General features: G+C 46.0%; 16 protein-coding genes and 1 pseudogene. 12 read left to right on the plus strand and 5 right to left on the minus strand.

The features are described from left to right. Positions 1 to 144 precede the first annotated feature (144 nt). The gene (locus tag QUA88_RS10405) at positions 145 to 1,932 is read right to left on the minus strand and encodes an efflux RND transporter periplasmic adaptor subunit (protein WP_333271586.1); all 1,788 of its coding nucleotides are present in this window, start codon (positions 1,930 to 1,932) and stop codon (positions 145 to 147) included. 172 nt (positions 1,933 to 2,104) lie between these two features. Here QUA88_RS10405 and QUA88_RS10410 point away from each other — a divergent pair, with 172 nt between their 5' ends. From QUA88_RS10410 to QUA88_RS10420, 3 genes are all read left to right on the plus strand, one after another. Beyond that, complete coding sequence (locus tag QUA88_RS10410; protein ID WP_333260757.1) at positions 2,105 to 2,236, plus strand: hypothetical protein; 132 nt, start codon at positions 2,105 to 2,107, stop codon at positions 2,234 to 2,236. Between the two features lie 115 nt (positions 2,237 to 2,351). Continuing rightward, positions 2,352 to 3,485: an AI-2E family transporter gene (locus QUA88_RS10415; protein ID WP_333055658.1), complete on the plus strand. Its 1,134-nt coding sequence runs from the start codon at positions 2,352 to 2,354 to the stop codon at positions 3,483 to 3,485. A 162-nt stretch (positions 3,486 to 3,647) separates the two neighbouring features. After that, positions 3,648 to 4,715, plus strand: coding sequence for an ABC transporter permease (locus QUA88_RS10420; RefSeq protein WP_333055659.1), 1,068 nt, complete (start codon positions 3,648 to 3,650; stop codon positions 4,713 to 4,715). Between the two features lie 368 nt (positions 4,716 to 5,083). On the opposite strand, the pseudogene QUA88_RS10425 reads toward QUA88_RS10420, so the two are convergent. Then, a pseudogene (locus tag QUA88_RS10425) lies at positions 5,084 to 5,269 on the minus strand (ATP-binding protein); the annotation flags it as partial. Between the two features lie 82 nt (positions 5,270 to 5,351). On the opposite strand from QUA88_RS10425, the gene QUA88_RS10430 reads away from it, so the two are divergent. Then, on the plus strand, positions 5,352 to 6,629 hold the full coding sequence (locus tag QUA88_RS10430) for a tetratricopeptide repeat protein (protein WP_333055661.1): 1,278 nt from the start codon (positions 5,352 to 5,354) through the stop codon (positions 6,627 to 6,629). Between the two features lie 160 nt (positions 6,630 to 6,789). Here the strand turns inward: QUA88_RS10430 and QUA88_RS10435 are convergent, their stop codons facing one another. After that, the gene (locus QUA88_RS10435) at positions 6,790 to 10,203 is read right to left on the minus strand and encodes a PAS domain S-box protein (RefSeq protein WP_333207886.1); all 3,414 of its coding nucleotides are present in this window, start codon (positions 10,201 to 10,203) and stop codon (positions 6,790 to 6,792) included. A 299-nt stretch (positions 10,204 to 10,502) separates the two neighbouring features. Then, on the minus strand, positions 10,503 to 10,640 hold the full coding sequence (locus QUA88_RS10440) for a hypothetical protein (protein ID WP_333207888.1): 138 nt from the start codon (positions 10,638 to 10,640) through the stop codon (positions 10,503 to 10,505). Positions 10,641 to 10,956: 316 nt separating this feature from the next. Between QUA88_RS10440 and QUA88_RS10445 the strand changes: the two genes are divergently transcribed. The 3 genes from QUA88_RS10445 (at position 10,957) to QUA88_RS10455 (ending at position 13,561) form a co-directional block, all read left to right on the plus strand. After that, on the plus strand, positions 10,957 to 11,301 hold the full coding sequence (locus QUA88_RS10445) for a hypothetical protein (RefSeq protein ID WP_333055663.1): 345 nt from the start codon (positions 10,957 to 10,959) through the stop codon (positions 11,299 to 11,301). A 223-nt stretch (positions 11,302 to 11,524) separates the two neighbouring features. Further along, positions 11,525 to 12,550 (plus strand): ABC transporter permease, encoded by a 1,026-nt coding sequence (locus QUA88_RS10450; RefSeq protein WP_333055664.1) that lies wholly within the window; start codon positions 11,525 to 11,527, stop codon positions 12,548 to 12,550. A gap of 309 nt (positions 12,551 to 12,859) precedes the next feature. Then, the gene (locus QUA88_RS10455) at positions 12,860 to 13,561 is read left to right on the plus strand and encodes a hypothetical protein (protein WP_333055665.1); all 702 of its coding nucleotides are present in this window, start codon (positions 12,860 to 12,862) and stop codon (positions 13,559 to 13,561) included. A gap of 14 nt (positions 13,562 to 13,575) precedes the next feature. Here QUA88_RS10455 and QUA88_RS10460 read toward each other — a convergent pair whose 3' ends face one another. After that, complete coding sequence (locus QUA88_RS10460; RefSeq protein WP_333271592.1) at positions 13,576 to 13,809, minus strand: hypothetical protein; 234 nt, start codon at positions 13,807 to 13,809, stop codon at positions 13,576 to 13,578. 440 nt (positions 13,810 to 14,249) lie between these two features. Between QUA88_RS10460 and QUA88_RS10465 the strand changes: the two genes are divergently transcribed. The 5 genes from QUA88_RS10465 to QUA88_RS10485 form a co-directional block, all read left to right on the plus strand. Beyond that, a complete protein-coding gene (locus QUA88_RS10465; RefSeq protein WP_333207893.1) occupies positions 14,250 to 15,293 on the plus strand; it encodes a hypothetical protein in 1,044 nt (347 codons plus the stop codon). Positions 15,294 to 15,876: 583 nt separating this feature from the next. Further along, positions 15,877 to 16,650: an ABC transporter permease gene (locus QUA88_RS10470; protein WP_333055667.1), complete on the plus strand. Its 774-nt coding sequence runs from the start codon at positions 15,877 to 15,879 to the stop codon at positions 16,648 to 16,650. Positions 16,651 to 16,778: 128 nt separating this feature from the next. Beyond that, the gene (locus QUA88_RS10475) at positions 16,779 to 17,678 is read left to right on the plus strand and encodes an ABC transporter ATP-binding protein (RefSeq protein ID WP_333271596.1); all 900 of its coding nucleotides are present in this window, start codon (positions 16,779 to 16,781) and stop codon (positions 17,676 to 17,678) included. 575 nt (positions 17,679 to 18,253) lie between these two features. Then, positions 18,254 to 18,472: a sulfotransferase gene (locus tag QUA88_RS10480; protein WP_333231626.1), complete on the plus strand. Its 219-nt coding sequence runs from the start codon at positions 18,254 to 18,256 to the stop codon at positions 18,470 to 18,472. A 116-nt stretch (positions 18,473 to 18,588) separates the two neighbouring features. Then, positions 18,589 to 21,038 (plus strand): DUF4347 domain-containing protein (locus QUA88_RS10485; protein ID WP_333271599.1); only part of this gene is annotated, 2,450 nt, incomplete at its 3' end.

Genomic DNA, 21,038 nt, shown 5'->3' on the forward strand with positions numbered 1-21,038 from the left:
ATATTATGCAATCCCCGTAGACGTGCGTAATCGAAATATTGGCAGTGGTTATCGGGGTTCATCAGCGTTTATCTGCCTTCATCTGCGGTCAAAAAAGGCAATAATCTCTAAATAACCCTAACTCTAAATAACCCTAACCCATAACTATTTACCAACCTTAACCTCAGCGCCATCCTTCAGAAAACCAGTCCCAGTAACAACCACCCGATCGCCCGCCTTCAAACCTTTTTTAACCACCACCTTAGCAGCAGTCAAATCGCCCACCGCACCCCCGGAAATTTCCCCAAGTTCCACCGGTTGAGCCTGCACCTTGTTTTCGCCCACAAGTTTGTAAACCATAGAACTGCCGTCAGATTGCGGTACAATAGCTTTAGCAGGCACTTTCAAACCTTGAGCCGTTGTCGTCGAAATGGATGCGCGCAAAAACATTCCCGATCGCAAAAACTCGCTTGTCGGCAAATCAATCTTCACCGTAGCTTGCCGATTTTGCGGGTCAACTACCGGCGAAATTTCTCGCACAGTTCCTGACAACTTAATCCGCTTGTCAGAATCCGAAGTAATTTGCACTGCTGTTCCCGGCCGCACTTGCGAAACCTGACTTTCCGGTACTTTCAATTGTAGTTCCAGCTTGTTGTCGCGAATAATCGAAAATAGTTTTTGATTTCCCGAAGAAACATCGCCAACTCGACCAATTCTTTCAGCCACAGTGCCACTATCCGGCGCTCGAACAATTGTTTGTTCTAGTTGAGTTTGTAACTGTTTGACTTGTGCATCATTACTGCGGACAGTTGCTGCGTTATTTCCCACATTTGCTCTGGCACTACTGACACTCGCTCCGGCCGTATTCACTTTAGCACGAGCGCTGGCGAGGGCCGCTCTAGCCGTACTGATATTAGCTTCCGCAGTAGCTACTCTAGCAATAGAAGATTGCACTTCTTCCGCTGCTTTATTCTGTTCTTGCAAAGCTGTATTCAAGTCAGCTTTAGCTTTGTTCAAATCTTGAACAGCAGTCTGTCGCTCTGTCTTGCGTCTTTCCAAATCTTGCTGACTAATTACTCCCTGAGCCGCCAAATCTTGGGTGCGATTTACTTCTCTTTGAGCCTGATCTAATTTAGCCTGAGCGGAGGCAATGCCAGCTTTAGCTTGAGTGACACCGGCTTTAGCTTGTTCCACACCAGCCCTTGCCTGCCCCACGCCTGTTTTGGCTTGCGCTGCGTCAGCGATGGCTTTTTCAACGCCTGCTTGGGCTTGAGCCACGCCTGCTTGGGCTTCTTGTTGGGCTGACTCGGCTTGCTGTACCTGAGCTTGGGCTTGTTCTACCGTAGAATTGGCCGATTGTACTCCCGCCAGCGCTTCGGCAATTTGCGATCGTAGCACCGAATCGTCCAAAACCGCCATCGTCTGACCTTTTTCTACCACATCCCCTTCATTCACCAACACCTGCTTAATTTGCAAACCGTTGGCTTGTGGTAGCACCGGTAGCAAGTCATAGGCTGCCACGGTGCCCGTCGCTTGCAGAGTTTCACCCACCTGGGCAGATTCCACAGGCGCGACTGTCACCGTCGGAGCAATCGCCTGCTGAGTTGCCGAGGGAATTGGAGCTGCAGGCGGCGAACTCTGATTGCCCCCAGTCAATTTTACTGCTAGCAACGTTGCAGCCACGCCAATCCCTGCGCCCGCCAACAAGGCAGGCCACCTGATTTCTTTGCTGGGCCCAAATTCAGTTACTTCTGGTTCCCAAACTTGTTCCGCCTCAATTTCTGGAACTTCCAGCGCCACTTCTCGTTCATCATCCTCACCGGAGAATTGCCAGGGAGATTTGTCTGAGACTTCACTTTCAGCTACATCCACTGCTGAGTTCCTTTCGCGCCCGCTCTCCACGGGGGAAAGGGGTTGCTTTTCTTCGGCTTCTGAAAAAACTTGATTAGTCACGGTAGTTCCTCTCGCCAGTATGAGCCTGTGCTTTTGATATTGTAAAGAAAGATTACGATAATATTTACTTTATTTTAGCGGAGGGCCTCTGGATTAACGCTTCCTCCTTTTGGGTGAGTCTGGCGCACTTTCACCCTACAATGGCGATTTTAATTAAATTTGCTCAAAGTTTGTGCGATCGACATTTAATTTGATCGGTCTCTGGGGCATACTGAATATTAGCGTGATTCCCGATCGTGGGGTCGATCGGGCTGGCATTGTCTGTCCCGAAGCGGTTTTGCCGTCACCAGCTTATCAATACTGAGAGCATTTAGTCTAATCTTGAACTGATTATTGCTAATCTATACTCTAATGTGTTTCTCGTAGAACCCGACAAATCGGGTCAGGAAATTGTACCAGTTTAATTGACAAAAATCACAATGAATAGCGTCTTTTCTCCCGTCCAACAGTTTCTAATTACTTGGCTACTAATGCTAGTGACGGGATGGTTTACCCTGACTGCTGTCAGTTATGTTGGGGAACTGGTCAGCATTTTAGTAACAGCGGGACTCATTGCATTTTTATTAAATTATGCAGTAAAAAGACTGCAAGTATTTTTGCCTCGGGGAGTAGCGGCGGGGCTGGTTTATTTAACAGCAGGTGTGGTAGTAATAGTAATCGGTTTAACTATTGTGCCGCCCGTGTTCAGCCAAGCGAGACAGTTGGGGGTGAGGTTCCCGGATTTGCTGGAGTCGGGGCGACTGCAGCTAGCTGAATTTCAAGCCTGGAGTGCCGAGCGCAATTTGCCGTTTAACGTGCAAATATTGGAGCAGCAGTTATCAGCGAAAGTGCAGGAACAAGTGCAGGCGCTCGCAGGTACGAGTTTAGGCTTAGTTGTCGGTACTGTTAACTGGTTTTTGGACTTGATTTTTATTGTGGTGATTTCCTTTTATATGCTCCTAGACGGGCAAAGAGTTTGGCAGGGTTTGACCAGTATTTTTTCCCCAGACATTCGCTATGTTTTAACAGAGACTTTGCAGCGAAACCTCCAGCGATTTGTATCGGGACAGTTATTGCTGGGACTATTGATGGCCATCTCGTTGACTCTGGCTTTTTGGTGGCTGCAAGTTCCGTTTTTTCTGTTGTTTGCCGTGTTTATAGGATTGACGGAAATAATTCCGTTTATTGGAGCAACTTTGGGAATTGGCACTGTTAGTATAATTGTAGCCTTTATTGATTGGTGGCTGGCGCTGCAAGTGTTGGTAGTCGCGATCGGTCTCCAGCAAATCAAGGATAATTTAGTAGCTCCCCGAATCATGGGCAATCTCACCGGATTGAGCCCGGTAATTATTTTCACAGCTTTGCTGTTAGGAGGTAGAGTGGGAGGATTGTTGGGAGTTATCCTGGCAATTCCGCTCACTGGGGTTGTAAAAAGTATAGTAGAAATTGTACTCAATCCCAAATTGCCACCCCAAACAGGCTCGTTTTTCTACAATCCTTTTAGCGGCGAGGAATTGGGGAAAATACCCGAAGATGAAACTAGAATAATCTTGGTCGCAGATGAACAAAAGTAGTCTAATTCTTGTAGTAAGTAATTCAGTTATGAATTTTTTTATTATTCAGTAATTAATTTTTGGCTGCTGAGTTCATCAATAAAAAACTAAAGTCTCTACAAATAACTTTAAGCACTTTAGTCTTGATTACTAACCAACTTAAAATCTCAAACCTAAAAACTTATGAACTGGTGGCAAAATCTTAGAAAAAATCCTCTAGCTCGGTTAGGAGCCGTGCTACTGTTAATTTTTTACACAGTCGCACTTTTTGCCGAATTTGTGGCACCTTACGACCCCTACGACTCTCAATTAGACGGTTCATTATTGCCGCCGACTCAGATTTATTTAACCACCCAAGACGGGCGATTTATCGGGCCCCACGTTTATCCGACAACTCAGGGCCCAGTGGATGCGAATACCGGCGCTCGCGAGGTAATTGTAGACTGGCAAAAACCATCGGCTGTCGGTTTGTTTGTCAAAGGTTCTCCCTATAATTTTTTAGGAGTTTTGCCATTAGATAGGCATCTTTTTGGCACTACAGGAGAAGGTCAAATTAACATTTTAGGCACGGATGAACAAGCGCGCGATCAATTCAGCCGCTTAGTACACGGCAGCAGAATTAGCCTCAGCATCGGTTTAGTTGGCATAGCAATTTCTTTTCCATTGGGATTGTTAATCGGAGGAATATCGGGTTATTTCGGCAGTTGGATTGACAGTATCTTAATGCGCTTTGCCGAAGTATTAATGACTATTCCTGGTCTTTATTTATTAGTAGCGCTAGCAGCAGTGTTGCCGCCGGGATTGACAAGTGCTCAGCGATTTATATTGATTGTGCTGATTACTTCATTTATCAATTGGGCGGGTTTGGCGCGGGTAATTCGCGGTCAGGTACTGTCAATTAAACAACGAGAATTTGTGCAAGCGGCGCGGGCAATGGGCGCCAATCCAATTTATATTATTGTTCGCCACGTGTTGCCACAAACTGCTACTTATGTAATTATTTCTGCTACTTTGGCGGTTCCGGGTTTTATTGTGGCGGAGTCGGTTTTGAGTTTAATTGGCTTGGGAATTCAACAGCCAGATCCTTCTTGGGGAAATTTACTATCCCTCTCTACTAATGCTTCAATTTTAGTATTGCAGCCTTGGTTGGTTTGGCCTCCGGCGATACTGATTATTTTGACTGTTTTGGCGTTTAATTTATTGGGGGATGGGTTGCGGGATGCTCTCGATCCGAGAAGCATTCAAAGGTAATGGGGACTAGGTAATTGGTAATTGGAAATTCAAAGATTTGTCGGAGCGGTTCACCCAAATTTATATCATCAATTGCCAGAACTAAAAAACCCGCCTTCACCCATCGCAGATACTCAAAAAATTGTTCCGCAATCAGGGTTAATTGGTTTGGTGGGGGCGGGTTCACCCAAATTTATATCATCAATTCCCAGAACTAAAAAACCCGCCCCCACCCATCGCAGATACTCAAAAAATTGTTCTGCAATCAGGGTTAATTGGTTTGGTGGGGGCGGGTTTATGAATATTTTGGATGTGAACCAAAGATTGTTGGTGAACCCGCCCCTACGAGATTTGGTAATAGAAGTATAGCTCAAAAATACCCATATTAGTTAATGATTAACAGGTAAGCGGATGGTAAAAGTAGAACCCACACCCTCCTGACTTTTTACGGAAATATTGCCACCCATCATTAGGCAAAAACGCTGGCTGATTGCTAGTCCCAAACCGGTGCTGCCGTACTTGCGCGTGGTAGAAGCGTCTGGTTGGGTAAAGGGTTGGAAAATGTGCTGCAACTGTGGGGTACAATTTTCTTAAAGTATATACCTGCAATTTGCGGTAAACTTTTTTCAGGAATCTACTAATTATTCAAGTCCGATCGTGAAATTAGAATTTGCCTTAGCTCAATATACGGATGCTCTCGCTCACCTAAAATTGGCCAAGTCTGAACCCTCAGAAATAGCCATTCTCCATATTTTAGTTACTCGCGATGCCATCAAAGAAGCACTCAGCGAGAAAACCCAGCTTTCTGTGGAAAGTTTGGCTAAACTACTCGAATTAGACAACTTCCTGAAACAACAAGCCAATGCGATCGCCCGAGGAGCAAAATTAGCAGAATGGCGAGCTACATTTCACCCCTCCCCAGAAGCTTGGTGGTGGTTCCTCGAACCGACTTCCGAGGAGGAAGTTTCCCCCTCAAATCGCTTAGATTGGTTGTTCAACGGGCTGACAATCGCGGGATTGACGGCGGTAGGGGCCTATATGACAACCTTCGTTCAACTCTTTTCCACGGGAGGAATCAGCTTCGCTGAGACCTTTGGCCTGCTGGGACAAGGAGGGTTACTTCTGACGGTAATCCACACCTTGCAGGACACAGGACAAGAAAAGATTAAAAATCTGCTCCAAAAACTCAATATTTCTCCCCAGTTTCACAGTCAAGCAACCTTGGGAATTACCGCAATGTTATTGTTGGCTTCTGTGGGAGTCTATAACTCTTTACCTCGGATTGGTGACTGGAACTATCGAGAAGGAAAAAAACTCTACGAAAGAGGTTTACTGGAAAAAGCCAAAGGCAAATACGAGCAAGCGGCCAAAATAAACCCCAATAATTGGGAGATTCCAATTGCCTTGGGACAAATCTACGAATCTTTAGGAGCTATAGATTTAGCGAGGAAGGAATATGAAAAAGTGTTAAATCTAGGGGAGGCTCGCGCCTTTAATAATTTAGGTCGCGTTTATATTAGTAAAAACGATAGAGTTACCGCTGAAACTTTACTGCGGATGGGAGTACAACGGGTGAGGAAAGAAGATGCTCAACTCAATTATGAACTACATCTAAACTTGGGCTGGATACTGCTCAAACAAAAACAGTATCAAGCGGCTGAAAAAGAAATCAGACAAGCAGTTGCTATTGACCAAGCAATTGAAGGAAAACAGCTCGGTGGAGGGATGGCTTATTGCTTGCTAGAAGATGTTCTGGAAGAAAAAAAAGATACAAAAGAGGCATCCCGCTGGAGAAAAATGTGTTTGGAGAGTGCTCGTCCCGAAACGCTTGAGCAGTATAAATGGTTTATTGAAACTGGAAAACAAGATTTCGCCGATCAGATAGATACTACGGGGGTGGTGAATGGAGAATCTAACCCAAGTACACAGCCGTAATGAGTAAGATAAAAGTAAAAAATCAAACCTAAACACAAGGTTATGTTTACTTTTAGTTTCCCTACTTGGTTTGTATTCCCCTTTTTTTAGGGAAACTTCTTTTGTAAGGTGCGCCAGCATTCTTTTTTTCTGAAATTGAATGCTGCGTGTGCCATCCATCCTAATTTTGCAGATTAACTGGCAACCAGATCGTAAAAGTAGAACCAACACCCTCCTGACTTTTTACGGAAATATTGCCGCCCATCATTAGACAAAAACGTTGGCTGATGGCTAGTCCCAAACCGGTGCCGCCGTACTTGCGCGTGGTGGAAGCGTCTGCTTGGGTAAAGGGTTGGAAAATGTGCTGCAACTGCTCTGGAGTCATCCCAATTCCTGTATCTGTACAATTAATAACTAAAAATTCTTTACTAGCAATTGAAGATTGAGAAATTGTGGCAGGTTCCGCAGTGTTTTCTTGTTTTGCTTCGCTGCTGTCGCCCGCGATTTTTTCTCGGCTGGCGGTGAGGGTAATTGTACCGTTTTGAGTGAATTTGGCGGCATTGCTCAGCAAATTTAATAAAATCTGCTGCACTTTGGTAATGTCACCGTGCATCGTGCCGATATTAGTAATTTTGTGCAAGTTGAGAGTGTTGCCGTTCTTTTCAATTAGCGGCGCGGCGGTGGATGCTACTTCTTCAATCAAGGCGGCGATGTTGAAGGTTTCTAAGTAAAGATCCATGCGGCCGGCTTCGATTTTAGAAATGTCGAGAATGTCGTTAATGAGCGATAGCAAGTGTCGGCCGGAAGTGCGAATTTTGTCTAAATCTGGGGTGAGTTCATCGTAGCCCAATTCTGCGGTTTCTTCTTGGAGCATTTCGCTGTAGCCGATGATGGCATTCAGAGGTGTTCGCAGTTCGTGGCTCATGTTTGCTAAAAATGCGCTTTTTGCGGTGGAAGCTGCTTCGGCTGCTTCTAGGGCGAGTTGCAAGGCGGATTCAAAGACTTTTCGATCGCTAATATCCTCGACGCTGCCTTCATAGTAGAGTACCTGGCCGTTGGCGTCACACACTGCACGCGCGCTTTCGGAAATCCAAATTACCTTGCCGTCAACGCGGTAAACTTGTGACTCAAACCCCGAAACTTCTCCGAATTCTTCCATCACGCGCATAAACTTGTCGCCCTGCTGAGGATTGACGTAAGCTTGCTGTTTGATGTTGGTGAGATTTGATGTCAATTCTTCGGGAGTGGCGTAGCCATAGATGCGGGCTAAAGCTGGATTTACGCTCAAGAAATGGCCTTCGGGGGTTCTTTGAAAAATGCCTTCGACGGCATTTTCAAAGATGCTACGATATTTTTGTTCTGCTTGACGCAAAGCGCTTTGTGTACGATCGCGCTCGCTGGCTTCGATCGCCAATGATACCAAATCTGCGAGGGAAGCAGCAAAATTTTGTTCTTCTACTGTCCAGTTGCGAGGAGTTCCCACTTGTTCGATACAGATGACTCCGACTGTTTGTCCTCCCAGCCGCACGGGCGCATCTAAGGTTGATGTAGTACCCACTTGTGAAAAGTAAGATTCCACAAATTCTCTGGTTCTCACATCTGAGAGAGCGTCATCGGCTGCGATCGTCCGGTGTTCTTCCAAAGCTTTAAAATAAGCTGGATAGTCTGCTGCTGCGAGTTCGGCACCTTGGGAATGCTGCGGGTTGCTGCGGCTAAATTGGTCGAGACAGTGCAGTTTCGAGCGGCTTTCATCGTACAACCAAGCTCCGGCTCGTTCTGCATCTAGGGTATGAGTAGCTGCTTCGGTAATTTGCCTAAAAGCTACTTGCAAATCGCCTCGATACAGCGCTTTATTTCTTGCCAATTCTACCAAAACCGTATTTTGTTTGAGCAATTGTTTTTGCCTGTGGCGTCGCGCCGATTCGGCTCGCTTCTGTTCGGTAATGTCGCGAGCTACCACAATGACGGATTCTTCGGAAAGGGGTGAAATGCTGGCGGCAAAACAAACTTCGCGGTCGTCAATGGTTAAATTGTACTCGATACTGACAGTTTGTTGAGTATCTAAAGCTGTTCGGATGTGGTTGATAAAATTGTTGGCTGTAGCTTGCGGAAACACCTCTGTGAGTGTTTTGCCTACTAATTCTTCGATGGGTTTGTAGAGCAGAGAAAGATTTGTGGGGGCGATTTTTAAATAGCGACCGCTGGCGTCGAGAACTATAATTAATTCGCTCATGGCTGCAAACAAAGCCCGCAATTCTGCTTCGGCGGCTTCGAGTTCTGCCGTCCGCTCTGCTACTCGCTGTTCTAAACTAGAGTTGGTTTGTTCTAGGGCAACAAAAGACGATCGCAATTGTCTAGCCATTTGATTGAAAGACTGAGCTAGGAGATCGATTTCTTTGATTCCTTGAACTTCGACTTCGCCATTTAATTCTGCGGAAGTGAAGTCGGATGACTCAGACATTTTTGTTAAAGCTTTGGAAGCTTGCAACAATCGGGTAATCGGTTTGACAACCCAGCGAGAGGTAAATATTCCGAGAACGATCGCCAGTACCAAGGCAAAAAAGCACAATAAGATAGTTGTGCGAGTGTTGGCGTTAATTTGCTCCATAAAGTCTGCTTCCGGGATTGCGACTACAATCAGCCAATCGAGGCCGCGGCCGTCTTGCAGGGGAGCAACGGTAATGAATTGACGTTTGCCGTCTATATCGAAGGTAAACTGTCCTTTGCTGTCAATTTGTTCAAAACTACCAAATCGTTGTTGTAAGTATGTGGAAGCCGATCGAATTAGCAAATTTTTGCTCCTAGTCGCCAACAGCCGTTCCTGTCCGTCTTGGCCGGTGACAAAAGGCAATTCGTCTGTGGAACTGGCGACTATTTTCCCGCTGCGTTCGATCGCAAAAACTTGTCCTGACGGGCTAATTTTGATGCTTTTGAGAAAATCGCTGATTTGAGAAAGAGTCAAGTCAATAGCCAATACCCCCTGCAGGTTTCCTGTTTCATTGTAAATAGGCATCACCGGCGTAATCCCCAGAACTGGCGAGGCTGCGAAGGGGTAGATGGGAGACCAAGTGGCTTTTCCTGACTGTTTGGCAGCTTTGTACCACGGTCTAGTACGGGGGTCATAGGGGACGATTTGGATTAGCTCAGTGCGATTTCCTTGGCTATCGAGGCGATAAATTTCGCGGTTTGGAGCGGTTGATTCGTCTCTGATGTATACTAAGTGTTCTGCTTCTCGCTTGAGCAAGACGAATCTGCCCTGTTCGTCGCCATAGTAAATGGTTGTATTTCGATCGCTCAGCTTGGTCTGGTTCCACAAATAGCGCTCTAAGTTGGGCAAGTCTTCCGGGTCTAAGTTGCCAGAGGCGATCGCAGCAGTATTCATTTGTAGAAATAAATGAGATACATCCCCAAAACTGCGGAAATTTTCTTTGGTTCTGGCTGCGACTTCCAAGCTTAACCTAGTAGCAAGGTCATTGACGGCTTTCTGGCCGTTGCGAAACGAAAGCCATCCAGTCACGCCGACTGCTACGGAGATTTGTACCACCAGCGGTATCAACAAGACTAGGCTTAGTGACATCTTGGGCGAGCTTTTCATCACACAACTGCTCAGATTTTTCAATAACATCAATATTCTGACACCTACCGGGTTTGTGTATCGTTTGTCGCTTAAACTGAAATGTTGCACCATTCTCAATAAGCTTTTTATGAACAGGCTTTTCGGCCTATTCTCTCAAAGAGGGAATTTTATTGTGGAACAGGCTTTTCGGTTTGTTAAGCGAGAATGGTACAATATCTCAGTTAAAATCACCCTCGATATAAGTTACAACGTTGTACACACATAGTGAAGTGCAGTGGCCGACTGCTCAAAACGGGGCTGAGGTTTCCACCGCTACTCTAAAAACTTGTAATATTAATCATGCCACTACTTGTCTGAATGTGGCGATCGCTCTGCAGACTCCCGATAAAAAAGTCACACGCCGTAAAAAATGCAACTTTAGGCCCGTGTTCCCCATCCTGCTTGTCATCAGTCATTGCCAATTATTCAATTTTTTAATCTAAACTTTTTAATCTAAAATAAGCTCACTTTTTGCGGGTGGGAATTCTCTTCCTTACGCCCGGTTAATAAAAATTTTATTTTCATTTTTTCTACAGTCCCAGGACAAATGTAAATTCTGTGACAATCTGGTGTTAAAAAATTTGCTATTAATAAGATAAGCCGCCAAAATCCAGATCGACTACAAAGAGGATAATTGAAGCATCTGCATTTCATCAACGCCAGCAAAGTAAAGCGTTTTTAGCTTTTTTGGACGATCGACATTTGGGCAAAATAATACTTCTGGAGGATGACATGAACTATACATTTGAAATCCTGGGCGTATCTCCAACTTTAACATTTTTTAACCAGCAGCAGGAATTGCTGCAACAACAGCAGCCGTCCGGTGTAGAATACTTGGCAAACCGAAAGTGCACTCTCGATGCGTTTGTGGCATCCGTAGAGACAGTTTCTCCTCAGCAAGGCTGGGATGTCGATCGAGTTGTAGACACCGTGATTAGTTTCTGGATGAACAACTCTGATAGCATCCAGTATTGGAGACACAGGCTGCAGGATGCCGGCAGCGAAAACTTGTTAGTAGCCAGAGTAGGCGATATCAAGTCTTTGCAAGCTGCATTTGAATCACTGCTGGGCGAATAGGAAAATCGCCAATTGCGAAAAAGTCGATCGACTTTTTCGCTAAAACTGAGATATTGCACCATTCTCAATCATCCTTTCAGGCCGTTGCTCTGAGCAACGGCCCACAATAAAATTTATCTGTTGTGGAACAGGCATCTTGCCTGTTCTTGAGAATAGTGCAAGATGTAAGTAACATCCACTCAACTGTCTCTTTCCAATTTCCAATTGGCAATTCCCAAATATTATGTCTCGTTCCAAAGCCCTACAATCTTATATTTTTCTCCGCTTGCTTCTGGCACCGCTAATGTTGTGGACAATCACCACAGCAGTATTTTTGCTCTTGCGGGCTACTCCGGGCGACCCCATAGATGCCATTCTCGGCTCACGAGCTCCCGCAGCCGCCAAAGAAGCAATGCGAGCTCAACTCGGTCTCGACGCACCCCTGTGGCAGCAATATCTCAACTACATGAAAGACTTATTCAGTCTGAACTTGGGAACATCCATCACCACTCGCGGACAAACCGTGTGGCAAATTATCGGAGACTATTTCCCCGCTACAGTCGAATTAGCAGTTTGTAGCATGGCCATAGCTTTAATTGTCGGCATCAGTATCGGTTCCTTAGCAGCATCCCGCCCTAACACTATTTTCGATGCTCTCGGCCGTTTGTTTGGCATTATCACTTACTCGCTGCCGGCTTTTTGGGCTGGTATGGTTTTGCAATTGATTTTCGCAGTGCAGTTGGGATGGTTTCCCTTGGGAACTCGCTTTCCTGTCACATTCCCCGCCCCCGAAGGCTACACAGGACTATACACTATTGACAGTCTGCTGAGCGCTAACCCTGGTCAGTTTCTCACATCTTTGCATTATTTGGCACTTCCGAGTTTGACCTTGGGGATTCTTTTGAGCGGCATTTTCGAGCGGATTGTCAGAGTGAATCTCAAGCAAACTTTGCAAGCAGATTATGTCGAAGCAGCTAGAGCTAGAGGCATTCCCGAATTCCAGATTTTATGGGCGCACGCTCTGAAAAATGCACTAATTCCGGTGATTACTGTCTTAGGATTGACTTTTGCTGCACTGTTGGGCGGTGCTATTTTAACAGAGGTTACTTTTTCTTGGCCGGGGTTGGCAAATCGCCTTTACGAAGCGATTAGCTTGCGGGATTATCCAACTGTTCAAGGTATTGTGGTGTTTTTTGCGGCAATAGTTGTAATTGCCAGCATTGTAATTGATATTTTGAATGCTTACGTTGACCCGCGAATTCGCTACTAAAAATATCAAGGAAGAAGGGCAACGGATGCGCGACAGTTGCACTAAGCTGTTGTGCATTTAAATTGTATTTTGAGGGCGGGCAGGATGCCCACCCCACAAGAGTGAAAATTTATTTTACCGGGCAATTTAAAGGCGGATTAGCTTATCGGCTTTTTCTACCTGTACTTTCTGTCGGCGCGAGATGTTGCAGCCAGGGGTGGCCCATAAGAAGCAGTTGTCAAAAAGATCGATCGGCTTTTAGAGTGACGACACTTGGCGATTTATGGGCAATACTGGAGAAAATAAAATTATACATTTGAGGAAACGCTGATGAGATTATTGCGAACAATCGCCGCTCTATCGGCTGCCTTGACCCCACTGATGGCTGAAGCTGCCTTTAGCCGTCCCATGCCGGGAACAGCCGATTTTCCCAGAGCCTCAAACCCCCAAGTAAATGTGCCGGTTTGCTTCATCGAAACTCCAGGCGGCACAACTTTTGATTTAGTCAGTTTGTGTGGCAGTAACGCTGCTCCCCAAAACACGAATCCGGTTGCGGGCAATGCTCCTGCAAATAACCCCAATGCAAGCACTCCGCCTCCTCCCCCGAACCCCAACGCCATCACCAGAGATGCTGTCGGCACCCCGATAACTACTCCTACTGGCACGGCAAATCCCAACAATCCCAACAATGTCAATCCGGGAACTTCGCCCGCAGGTACTCCCAATAATCTGACTCCGGGAACTTCGCCAACCACCAATCCCAATAATCTCAATCCGGGAAGTTCACCGAGTACCACTCCCAATAATCCCAATCTGGGAACTTCGCCGAATACCAATCCCAATAATCTCAATCCGGGAAGTTCACCGAGTACCAGCCCCAATAATAGTGCGTCTCCCACGGGTGGAAATGCTGGCGACAGCAACAGCGATTTAGTTCCCAATCGCAATCTCAATCTTCCGAGAGTGCCGCCGAGTTCCTTTGGCCCTGGAGGTGTTGCGCCGACTAGAGATGCGATTGATGGCCCCCGCTAGTAATAGGCGAAGTGTCAATCGATTTTTGATTTTTGATTTTTGATTTTTGATTGACTTGCGCGAGATAAATACGTTCGGCAAGTTTCATCGGATACAGGTTTTTTATTTCTGGACGGATGAATCACGTGGCGGGTATCCTGAATGCTTTCGGTCAGAACTTTCATCACAGAAACCGGGTTTCTCGGAAACGTTCTCTTTTTCAGGGATATTTCAGCCACGAGAAAGCCGGAATATTTATTTGCCTGCATAATATTGATGTTAGGTGCGATCGGCATATTTTGTAGCAGAGTAGCCAAATAAAAGTTAAGCTAAGAACTTGTAGACGCTATCGGCTAAGCACTCTTTTAAAACTGGACAACCAGGTAGAAGCAGTGATAGATAGCTAGCTTTAATCCGTAACAGGATTAGTTATCAGCACAGGTTAAAATTATTACCAGGCGGGTGCTCCCCAGCTCCAAGTTCTCAAGCTAAACCATTCAACAGGCATATTTTTGTTAAGCCTGTGTGGTTGGGAAAGTGCCGGCTGATAACATTAGCAAGACAAAATTAACCCGATTATTCGGAGGCTCTTCATGAGCAAAATATTTGTTTTAATAAATTGGAACAAAATTGCTCTAGACCCGATCCTCTGCGTTGGCGTAGCCCCCGTAGGGGCGGGATTCGCTAACGCACTTGAGGAGGAAATCTAGTGTCAAACTTAGTTCAACGCTTAGAAATAACCGCTCATCCGCAACTAGAAAAATCCCTGGGCTATCGAGGAGATAGTCGCTGGGTAGCTTGGCGCTGGGAGCCCGACATCGACCAACTTATATCCAGCGACGGCAAAACAGTCGGCACTGGCAATAATATGGCTTGGCTGGTGTTTTTGCAGCACGATTTAGTCGATCCTGCCCTACAAGAGTACAACCTCAGCGAGGGCGATCGCTACTGGCTGCTTTTAGACACCGAAACTAGAAATCTCTACGTCGGTGAAGGGAAAACAGTTCAAAGTCTGCTCGAACAGCCGGAAAGTTTAGGTTTATTGGCTTGTCTCGATGGCGGGAATGCCGATCGACAAACTGGTGAAACTTGGCAGCAAACGCTATCTCAACTAACAGCCAAACCAGTTGTTCGCAACCTGACAAATGCCCTTCCTTTCGGTATCGCCGCCGCTTTGATAGGTGCTTTAGGCATCGGAACCGGATTGTGGGTAGTACCGGCAGTGCAGCAGAAACTAGCCGAAAAAACAGCTTTTGTTTCCCCAATTAGTTCTGGCGCCAACTGCGGGCTTGGAGGTTCCGACGATTTTTCAGCTTATATCGGTTCGTCAAGCGGAAACAAAGAACTTCATTTAATAGGCGTTTACGAAGCCAATGCGGATCACAAGAACCGAGATTTGTCTAAAAGGGCGATCGAAGTCAAAGTAGAACGCCGAAACAAGCCCATAATTCTCGCACTTTCAGCCTACGAACCCGTGCAGTGGAACATTACCGCAGAACCGGGCGCAGTTATCGAAAAAATCATCCTTAACGGATACCACAACCAAACTGTTTCAGGAGTTTCGGGAATTCCAATTGAAGAGCACAGCTACGAAGAAACCGGAAACAATCTCGGCGACTTTATCTACAAGTGGGGCGCTACCGCTGAAAGTAGCAATACTTCTTCCCTCGTGACTAAATTGGAACAGAGAAACAGCACCAGTTTAACTTCTTTTCAAGGATGCTACAGAGGTAAGAACTTTACGATTAAGTAATAATTATTGATTATTTTGGGGTAGGGAAACGGCACTGCCGTCTCCTCAATAGCCATGTTGTCGATGGGTTGTATCAACAGACCACTCGCAAGGGTAATTTCATCATCTAATGCGGTTGATTTTACCCCTTAGCCGAAATCAGGACACGGCAGTGCCGTTTCCCTACAATTAATCGGGCGATGCTTACATCGTCACCAGGACGATTATTTTGGGGCTAGGGAAACGGCATTGCCCATTGGCGTCAACTTAACGTACAACAAATAGTCCGGCTATTGTTGAAACCCCTGCCTCAAAACTAAAGTCCTCTTGCATAGGACTAATGAGTTCTTCAGTCCTCTTTCAGAGGACTTTAGCTATTAGACAGGGAATTCATTCCCTGGCGGACTGCCGGGTGAGCGGGAGGACTTGCGGAGGAAAAGTTTAAGTTGACACGCCTTGGGCATTGCCATCTCCGACCTTGCCTGATGTTAATTCAATGGTGTACATTTTGAACAGTTATTTGACAAGCTTATGTAATGACTGTATCATAAACTATTAACTTTAATTTTTGATTACAAACCATGACAATGCTAACAAATTTAAAATGAAATACTGGTACGAAACCCTCGCAGTAGCACAGCGGATTTTAATTGAATTGGGTAGGCGGCGGCGCAGCTTAGTCTTGTGGAGTATATTTCCAGTTTCTATCTTGCTAATTAACGCTTTAATTTTAAAAGAACGCGCTAATCTCACCACAGCAAAAGCCTTTGAAACTGCTGCACCTGCAAGCTTAGTAGGAGCGGCTTTATTTTTTAGCTGTCTCGGCGGTAGCGTAGCAACAGTAGTAGCAGAGCGAGAACAGCATACCCTCAAACGCTTGTTTATTTCCCCGCTGAGCGGCACTTCCTACTTTTTAGGGATTTTCCTGGCTCACAGTTGCATCGGCATCGGTCAGGTAATTTTAGTATATACGATCGCCTCTTTTTTAGGAGCACAATTTCAAGGCTCTATTCTGTTAGGATGTGCGATTATTCTGCTCAGTATTGTATCTTATGTAGGTGTAGGCTTTATTCTCGGCACCCAGTTTGCGAGGCGCACTGAAGATGTCAACTCCCTAGTAGCCGCTTTCGGCGTTCCTTTATTGATTTTAGGAGGCGCATTCTTACCGACTTCGCTCTTTCCCAAAAGTCTGCTGGATCTCGCCCAGTATAATCCAATTTATCACATGAACGAAGCGCTGATGGGCGTGTGGGCTGACGGCAAAGATTTGGCTGATATTGCAGAACACTTTTGGTATTTATTCATATTTTCTATTGCCATGATTGCAGGTGGATGGCTTTCTTACCGCAGGATGCTGAGAGTAGAAAGAAGACTTTAAAACTATCTCATTATTATGTCGTAATTATTCATCTCTCTCTTCTCTTCCTCTGCGCCCTCTGCGCTCTCTGCGGTTAAATAATTCCGAAAAAATCGTAAATATATAAAATAATACGGAGAATTAAAGCAGTGCTGCAAATAGAAAAGCTAAATAAGTCTTACGGCGAGCGCTCAGTGCTTAAAGATTTAACACTGCACATTCAAGCAGGAGAAATTTACGGTTTGCTGGGGCCAAACGGGGCGGGCAAAACTACAACTATCAATATTTTATGCAATTTGCTAAATGCCGACAGCGGCAAAGTTTCCATCAATGGCGAGCCTGTTTACGAAGCTACAAAATCCTTAATCGGTGTAGCGCCCCAAGAAAATTTGCTTTACAAAAGCCTTAGCTGCGAAGAAAACCTCAATTTTTTTGCTCAAATTTACGGCTTAGAGCGCAAACAGCGGCGCTATCAAGTAAGACACTGTTTGAAAGCAGTTAATTTGACAGATAGAGCTACAAGCCCTGTGGAAACTTTGAGCGGAGGAATGCAGCGCCGCTTGAATATTGCGGTGGCTTTGGTACACCAGCCTAAATTAGTAATTTTAGATGAACCGACAACGGGTTTAGATATTGAGGCTCGCTATGAAATTTGGGAATTAATTCAGCGCTTGCAGTCGGAAGGAATTACAATTTTGCTGACAACTCACTTGTTGGATGAAGCTGAGCGGCTGTGTCAGAGAATTGGAATTTTAAAGAATGGCAGTATTGTAGCTGAGGGCAGTTTGGAAGAGTTGCAAAAACTGATTCCGGCTCAAGAAATTATCGTGGTAAAAACCGACGAAGAAGCTGAAGTTATCGCCCGCGCTAAACAATACAGTTTCATTCCCCGCCGCTACGGTAGCGATTTGGCTTTTTGGCTGCCGGAACGTTTAGAATTAAAAGAAATTATTTTGCTGTTCGACGGGATTTCTATTGATTCAATCGCTCGTTATCCGGTGCGGTTAGAACATATTTATGTAGAAGTAACTAAACAAACTGTATCCTAATCTGCGTCCATCCGCGTATATCCACCCAGTACGCATCAAAAACCAAAGAAACCGGGTTTTTTACCGCATCTGCCGACTGTAACGCAGTATTTTCGCAAAAACCCGGTTTCTGACCACCCGTGCGTCCAAGACTAAACTAAATTCATCTGCGTCCATCCGTATATCCGCCACCATCTGCGGTCAAAAATTCCAAAGTAATTAACAAGGGCGATGTCTAGATTCTCAAGATATCGTCAACCTTAATGCTGTCTGGCAAAATAGCCAATAAAATTCCGCTAAAACAAATAAACCCTCATACCCACAGCCTCTGAGGGAGGTCTAAATTATGTCCACATGGAAAAGATCCGACTTTTCCGACTTTATGATCCGACTTTTCCGACTGACAGAGGCAGGGGCCCTAAGCAATGATAGAGATAGGGAAAGCCAACCCACGATGTCTAGATTGTAAAGATATCGTAAACCTGGATGTTGTGTTGCGAAATGTTAAATAAAGATAGGCTATAAAAGATATGTCTGTGGTATGATACATTTAGGTTGCATCTAATGTTATAGAAATCCATTCCCCCACGAGGCCAGTGAAAGCCCACTTCATATCAGGACTACCCCGCTCAGGCTCTACTTTACTGGCTGCATTACTACGACAAAATCCCCGCTTTCACGCTGCTATGACTAGCCCAGTCGGGGGATTAGTGGAGAGAATGTTGTGCGCCATGAGCGAAGACAATCAGTTTTCCACGTTTATTTCCCGTGAAAAAGGGGAACGGGCTAACAATTTTACAGCTCGATTGATTTGAGCAATAAGACTAATAAATTCTTCAGTCCTATGCAAGAGGACTTGAGCTTTGAGGCGGGGGTTTCAAGCCCGGCCCGACTTGGATGTAAACGATAGATATAAAGGATTTCAGCAATTATGAACGTACCAAACATGAACAAGCAAATTATTTTCGTAGACTCTTCTGTACAGAATTATCAAAGCCTGATCCAAGGTATCGATGCCGCTCGAATTTTCATTTTAAATGAAAATTCGAGCGGCATCGCACAAATTACAAACGCCTTAGCCAATCAAAAAGATATTGAAGCGATACATATCCTTTCACACGGGGCTCCGGGTATCCTCTATCTCGGTAATACCCAACTGAGTCTCGATACTCTGAGCCTATACGCGAACCAACTGCAACAATGGGGACTAACAGCAAGCCAGATTCTCCTCTATGGGTGTTCCGTTGCGGCGGGAGACGCGGGGGCTGAATTTATCGAAAAATTACACCAACTCACAGGCGCAAACATCGCGGCCAACCCCAACCCCACCGGAAGTGCCACCAAGGGGGGGACCTGGGAACTCTCTCACCAAATTCCCCCCTCCCCAGAAGCACCACAGCTCCCTTTCACAGCAAAGGTTCTGGCTTCCTACGCCCACACCCTTGGTATTACCACCCGCCTCTCCCTTGACTCCGCTGCTGCTGAGGGAAATAGCTCCTCCCTTAATCCCAGAATCTCAGCCGATGGGCGTTATGTGGTGTTTGAGTCTAATGCCTCCAACCTGGTGACAGGGGACACTAACTCTAGGAATGACATTTTTCTGCGAGATACACTGACGAACATCACCACCCGCCTCTCCCTTGACTCCGCTGCTGCTCAGGGAAATAGCGACTCCACTAATCCCAGTATCTCACCCGATGGGCGTTATGTGGTGTTTCGGTCTTTTGCCTCCAACCTGGTGACAGGGGACACTAACAATAATGGTGACATTTTCCTGCGAGATACACAGACGAACATCACCACCCGCCTCTCCCTTGACTCCGCTGCTGCTCAGGGAAATAACGGCTCCGGTAATCCCAGTATCTCAGCCGATGGGCGTTATGTGGTGTTTGGGTCTAATGCCTCCAACCTGGTGACAGGGGACACTAACTCTAGGAATGACATTTTCCTGCGAGATACACAGACGAACACCACCACCCGCCTCTCCCTTGACTCCGCTGCTGCTCAGGGAAATGGCGACTCCACTAATCCCAGTATCTCACCCGATGGGCGTTATGTGGTGTTTCAGTCTTTTGCCTCCAACCTGGTGGCAGGGGACACTAACTTTACGAATGACATTTTCCTGCGAGATACACAGACGAACATCACCACCCGCCTCTCCCTTGACTCCGCTGCTGCTGAGGGAAATGGCGGCTCCGATCAGCCCAGTATCTCACCCGATGGGCGTTATGTGGTGTTTTACTCTTTTGCCTCCAACCTGGTGACAGGGGACACTAACAGCAGGGCTGACATTTTCCTGCGAGATACACAGACGAACATCACCACCCGCCTCTCCCTTGACTCCGCTGCTGCTGAGGGAAATAGCAACTCCTTTAATCCCAGTATCTCAGCCGATGGGCGTTATGTGGTGTTTGAGTCTGATGCCTCCAACCTGGTGACAGGGGACACTAACAGCTCTCGTGACATTTTCCTGCGCGATCGCTCTCCAACCATCACCCGTGTCACCTCCACTACCCTAGATGGTCTCTATGGTATTGGCCAAACCATTAGCATTACCGCGGAATTTGATGTCCCTGTTACTGTCGTGGGCAAACCTCAACTGCAACTGGAAACCGGAACTACCGACCAATATGCTACCTACAGCAGTGGTACCGGCGGTAAAACCCTCACTTTTAACTATATTGTCCAAGGGGGAGACGAGTCCCTTGACCTAGAATCTCTGACCATAAATGCCCTCACCCTCAATGGCGGCACGATTCAAGATATTGGGGGACTTAATGCTATATTAACCCTCCCCACCTTGGGTTCAGCCCTATCCCTGGGAGGGAGTAAAGCCTTAGTTATTGATGGTATCGCCCCCACTGTCACGATTAACCAAGGAAGTAGTCAAGCCGACCCGACGGAAAATACCCTGATTAACTACACCGTTCAATTTAGTGAACCGGTGACGGGGTTTGATAAGACGAAAGTTACTCTCAGTGGTACAGCCGGAGCCACTACCACCGAGGTGACAGGAGGTGGTACAACTTACAATGTGGCAATTAGTGGTATGACCCAAGCGGGTACTGTGATTGCTAGTATTAATGCCAATGCGGTTACGGATATAGCTGGGAATCCTAACATAGCAGCCAGTACCAGTACAGATAACCAAGTTACCTTCACTAAAAATACTGCTCCTGTCGTAGCTAGTGCAATTACCGATCGATCAGTTACGGTGAACACAGCATTTAGTTATACAGTACCAGCGGGTACATTTACCGATGCTGAAAAAGATCCGTTAACTTACACAGCAACAAAGGAAGACGGAACCGCTTTACCGACTTGGTTAACATTTGACCCCGCAACAGGCATCTTTGGTGGCACACCTGCAACGGCGGATCT

It is taken from the genome of Microcoleus sp. D3_18_C2, from assembly GCF_036702395.1.
Taxonomy (GTDB): domain Bacteria; phylum Cyanobacteriota; class Cyanobacteriia; order Cyanobacteriales; family Microcoleaceae; genus Microcoleus.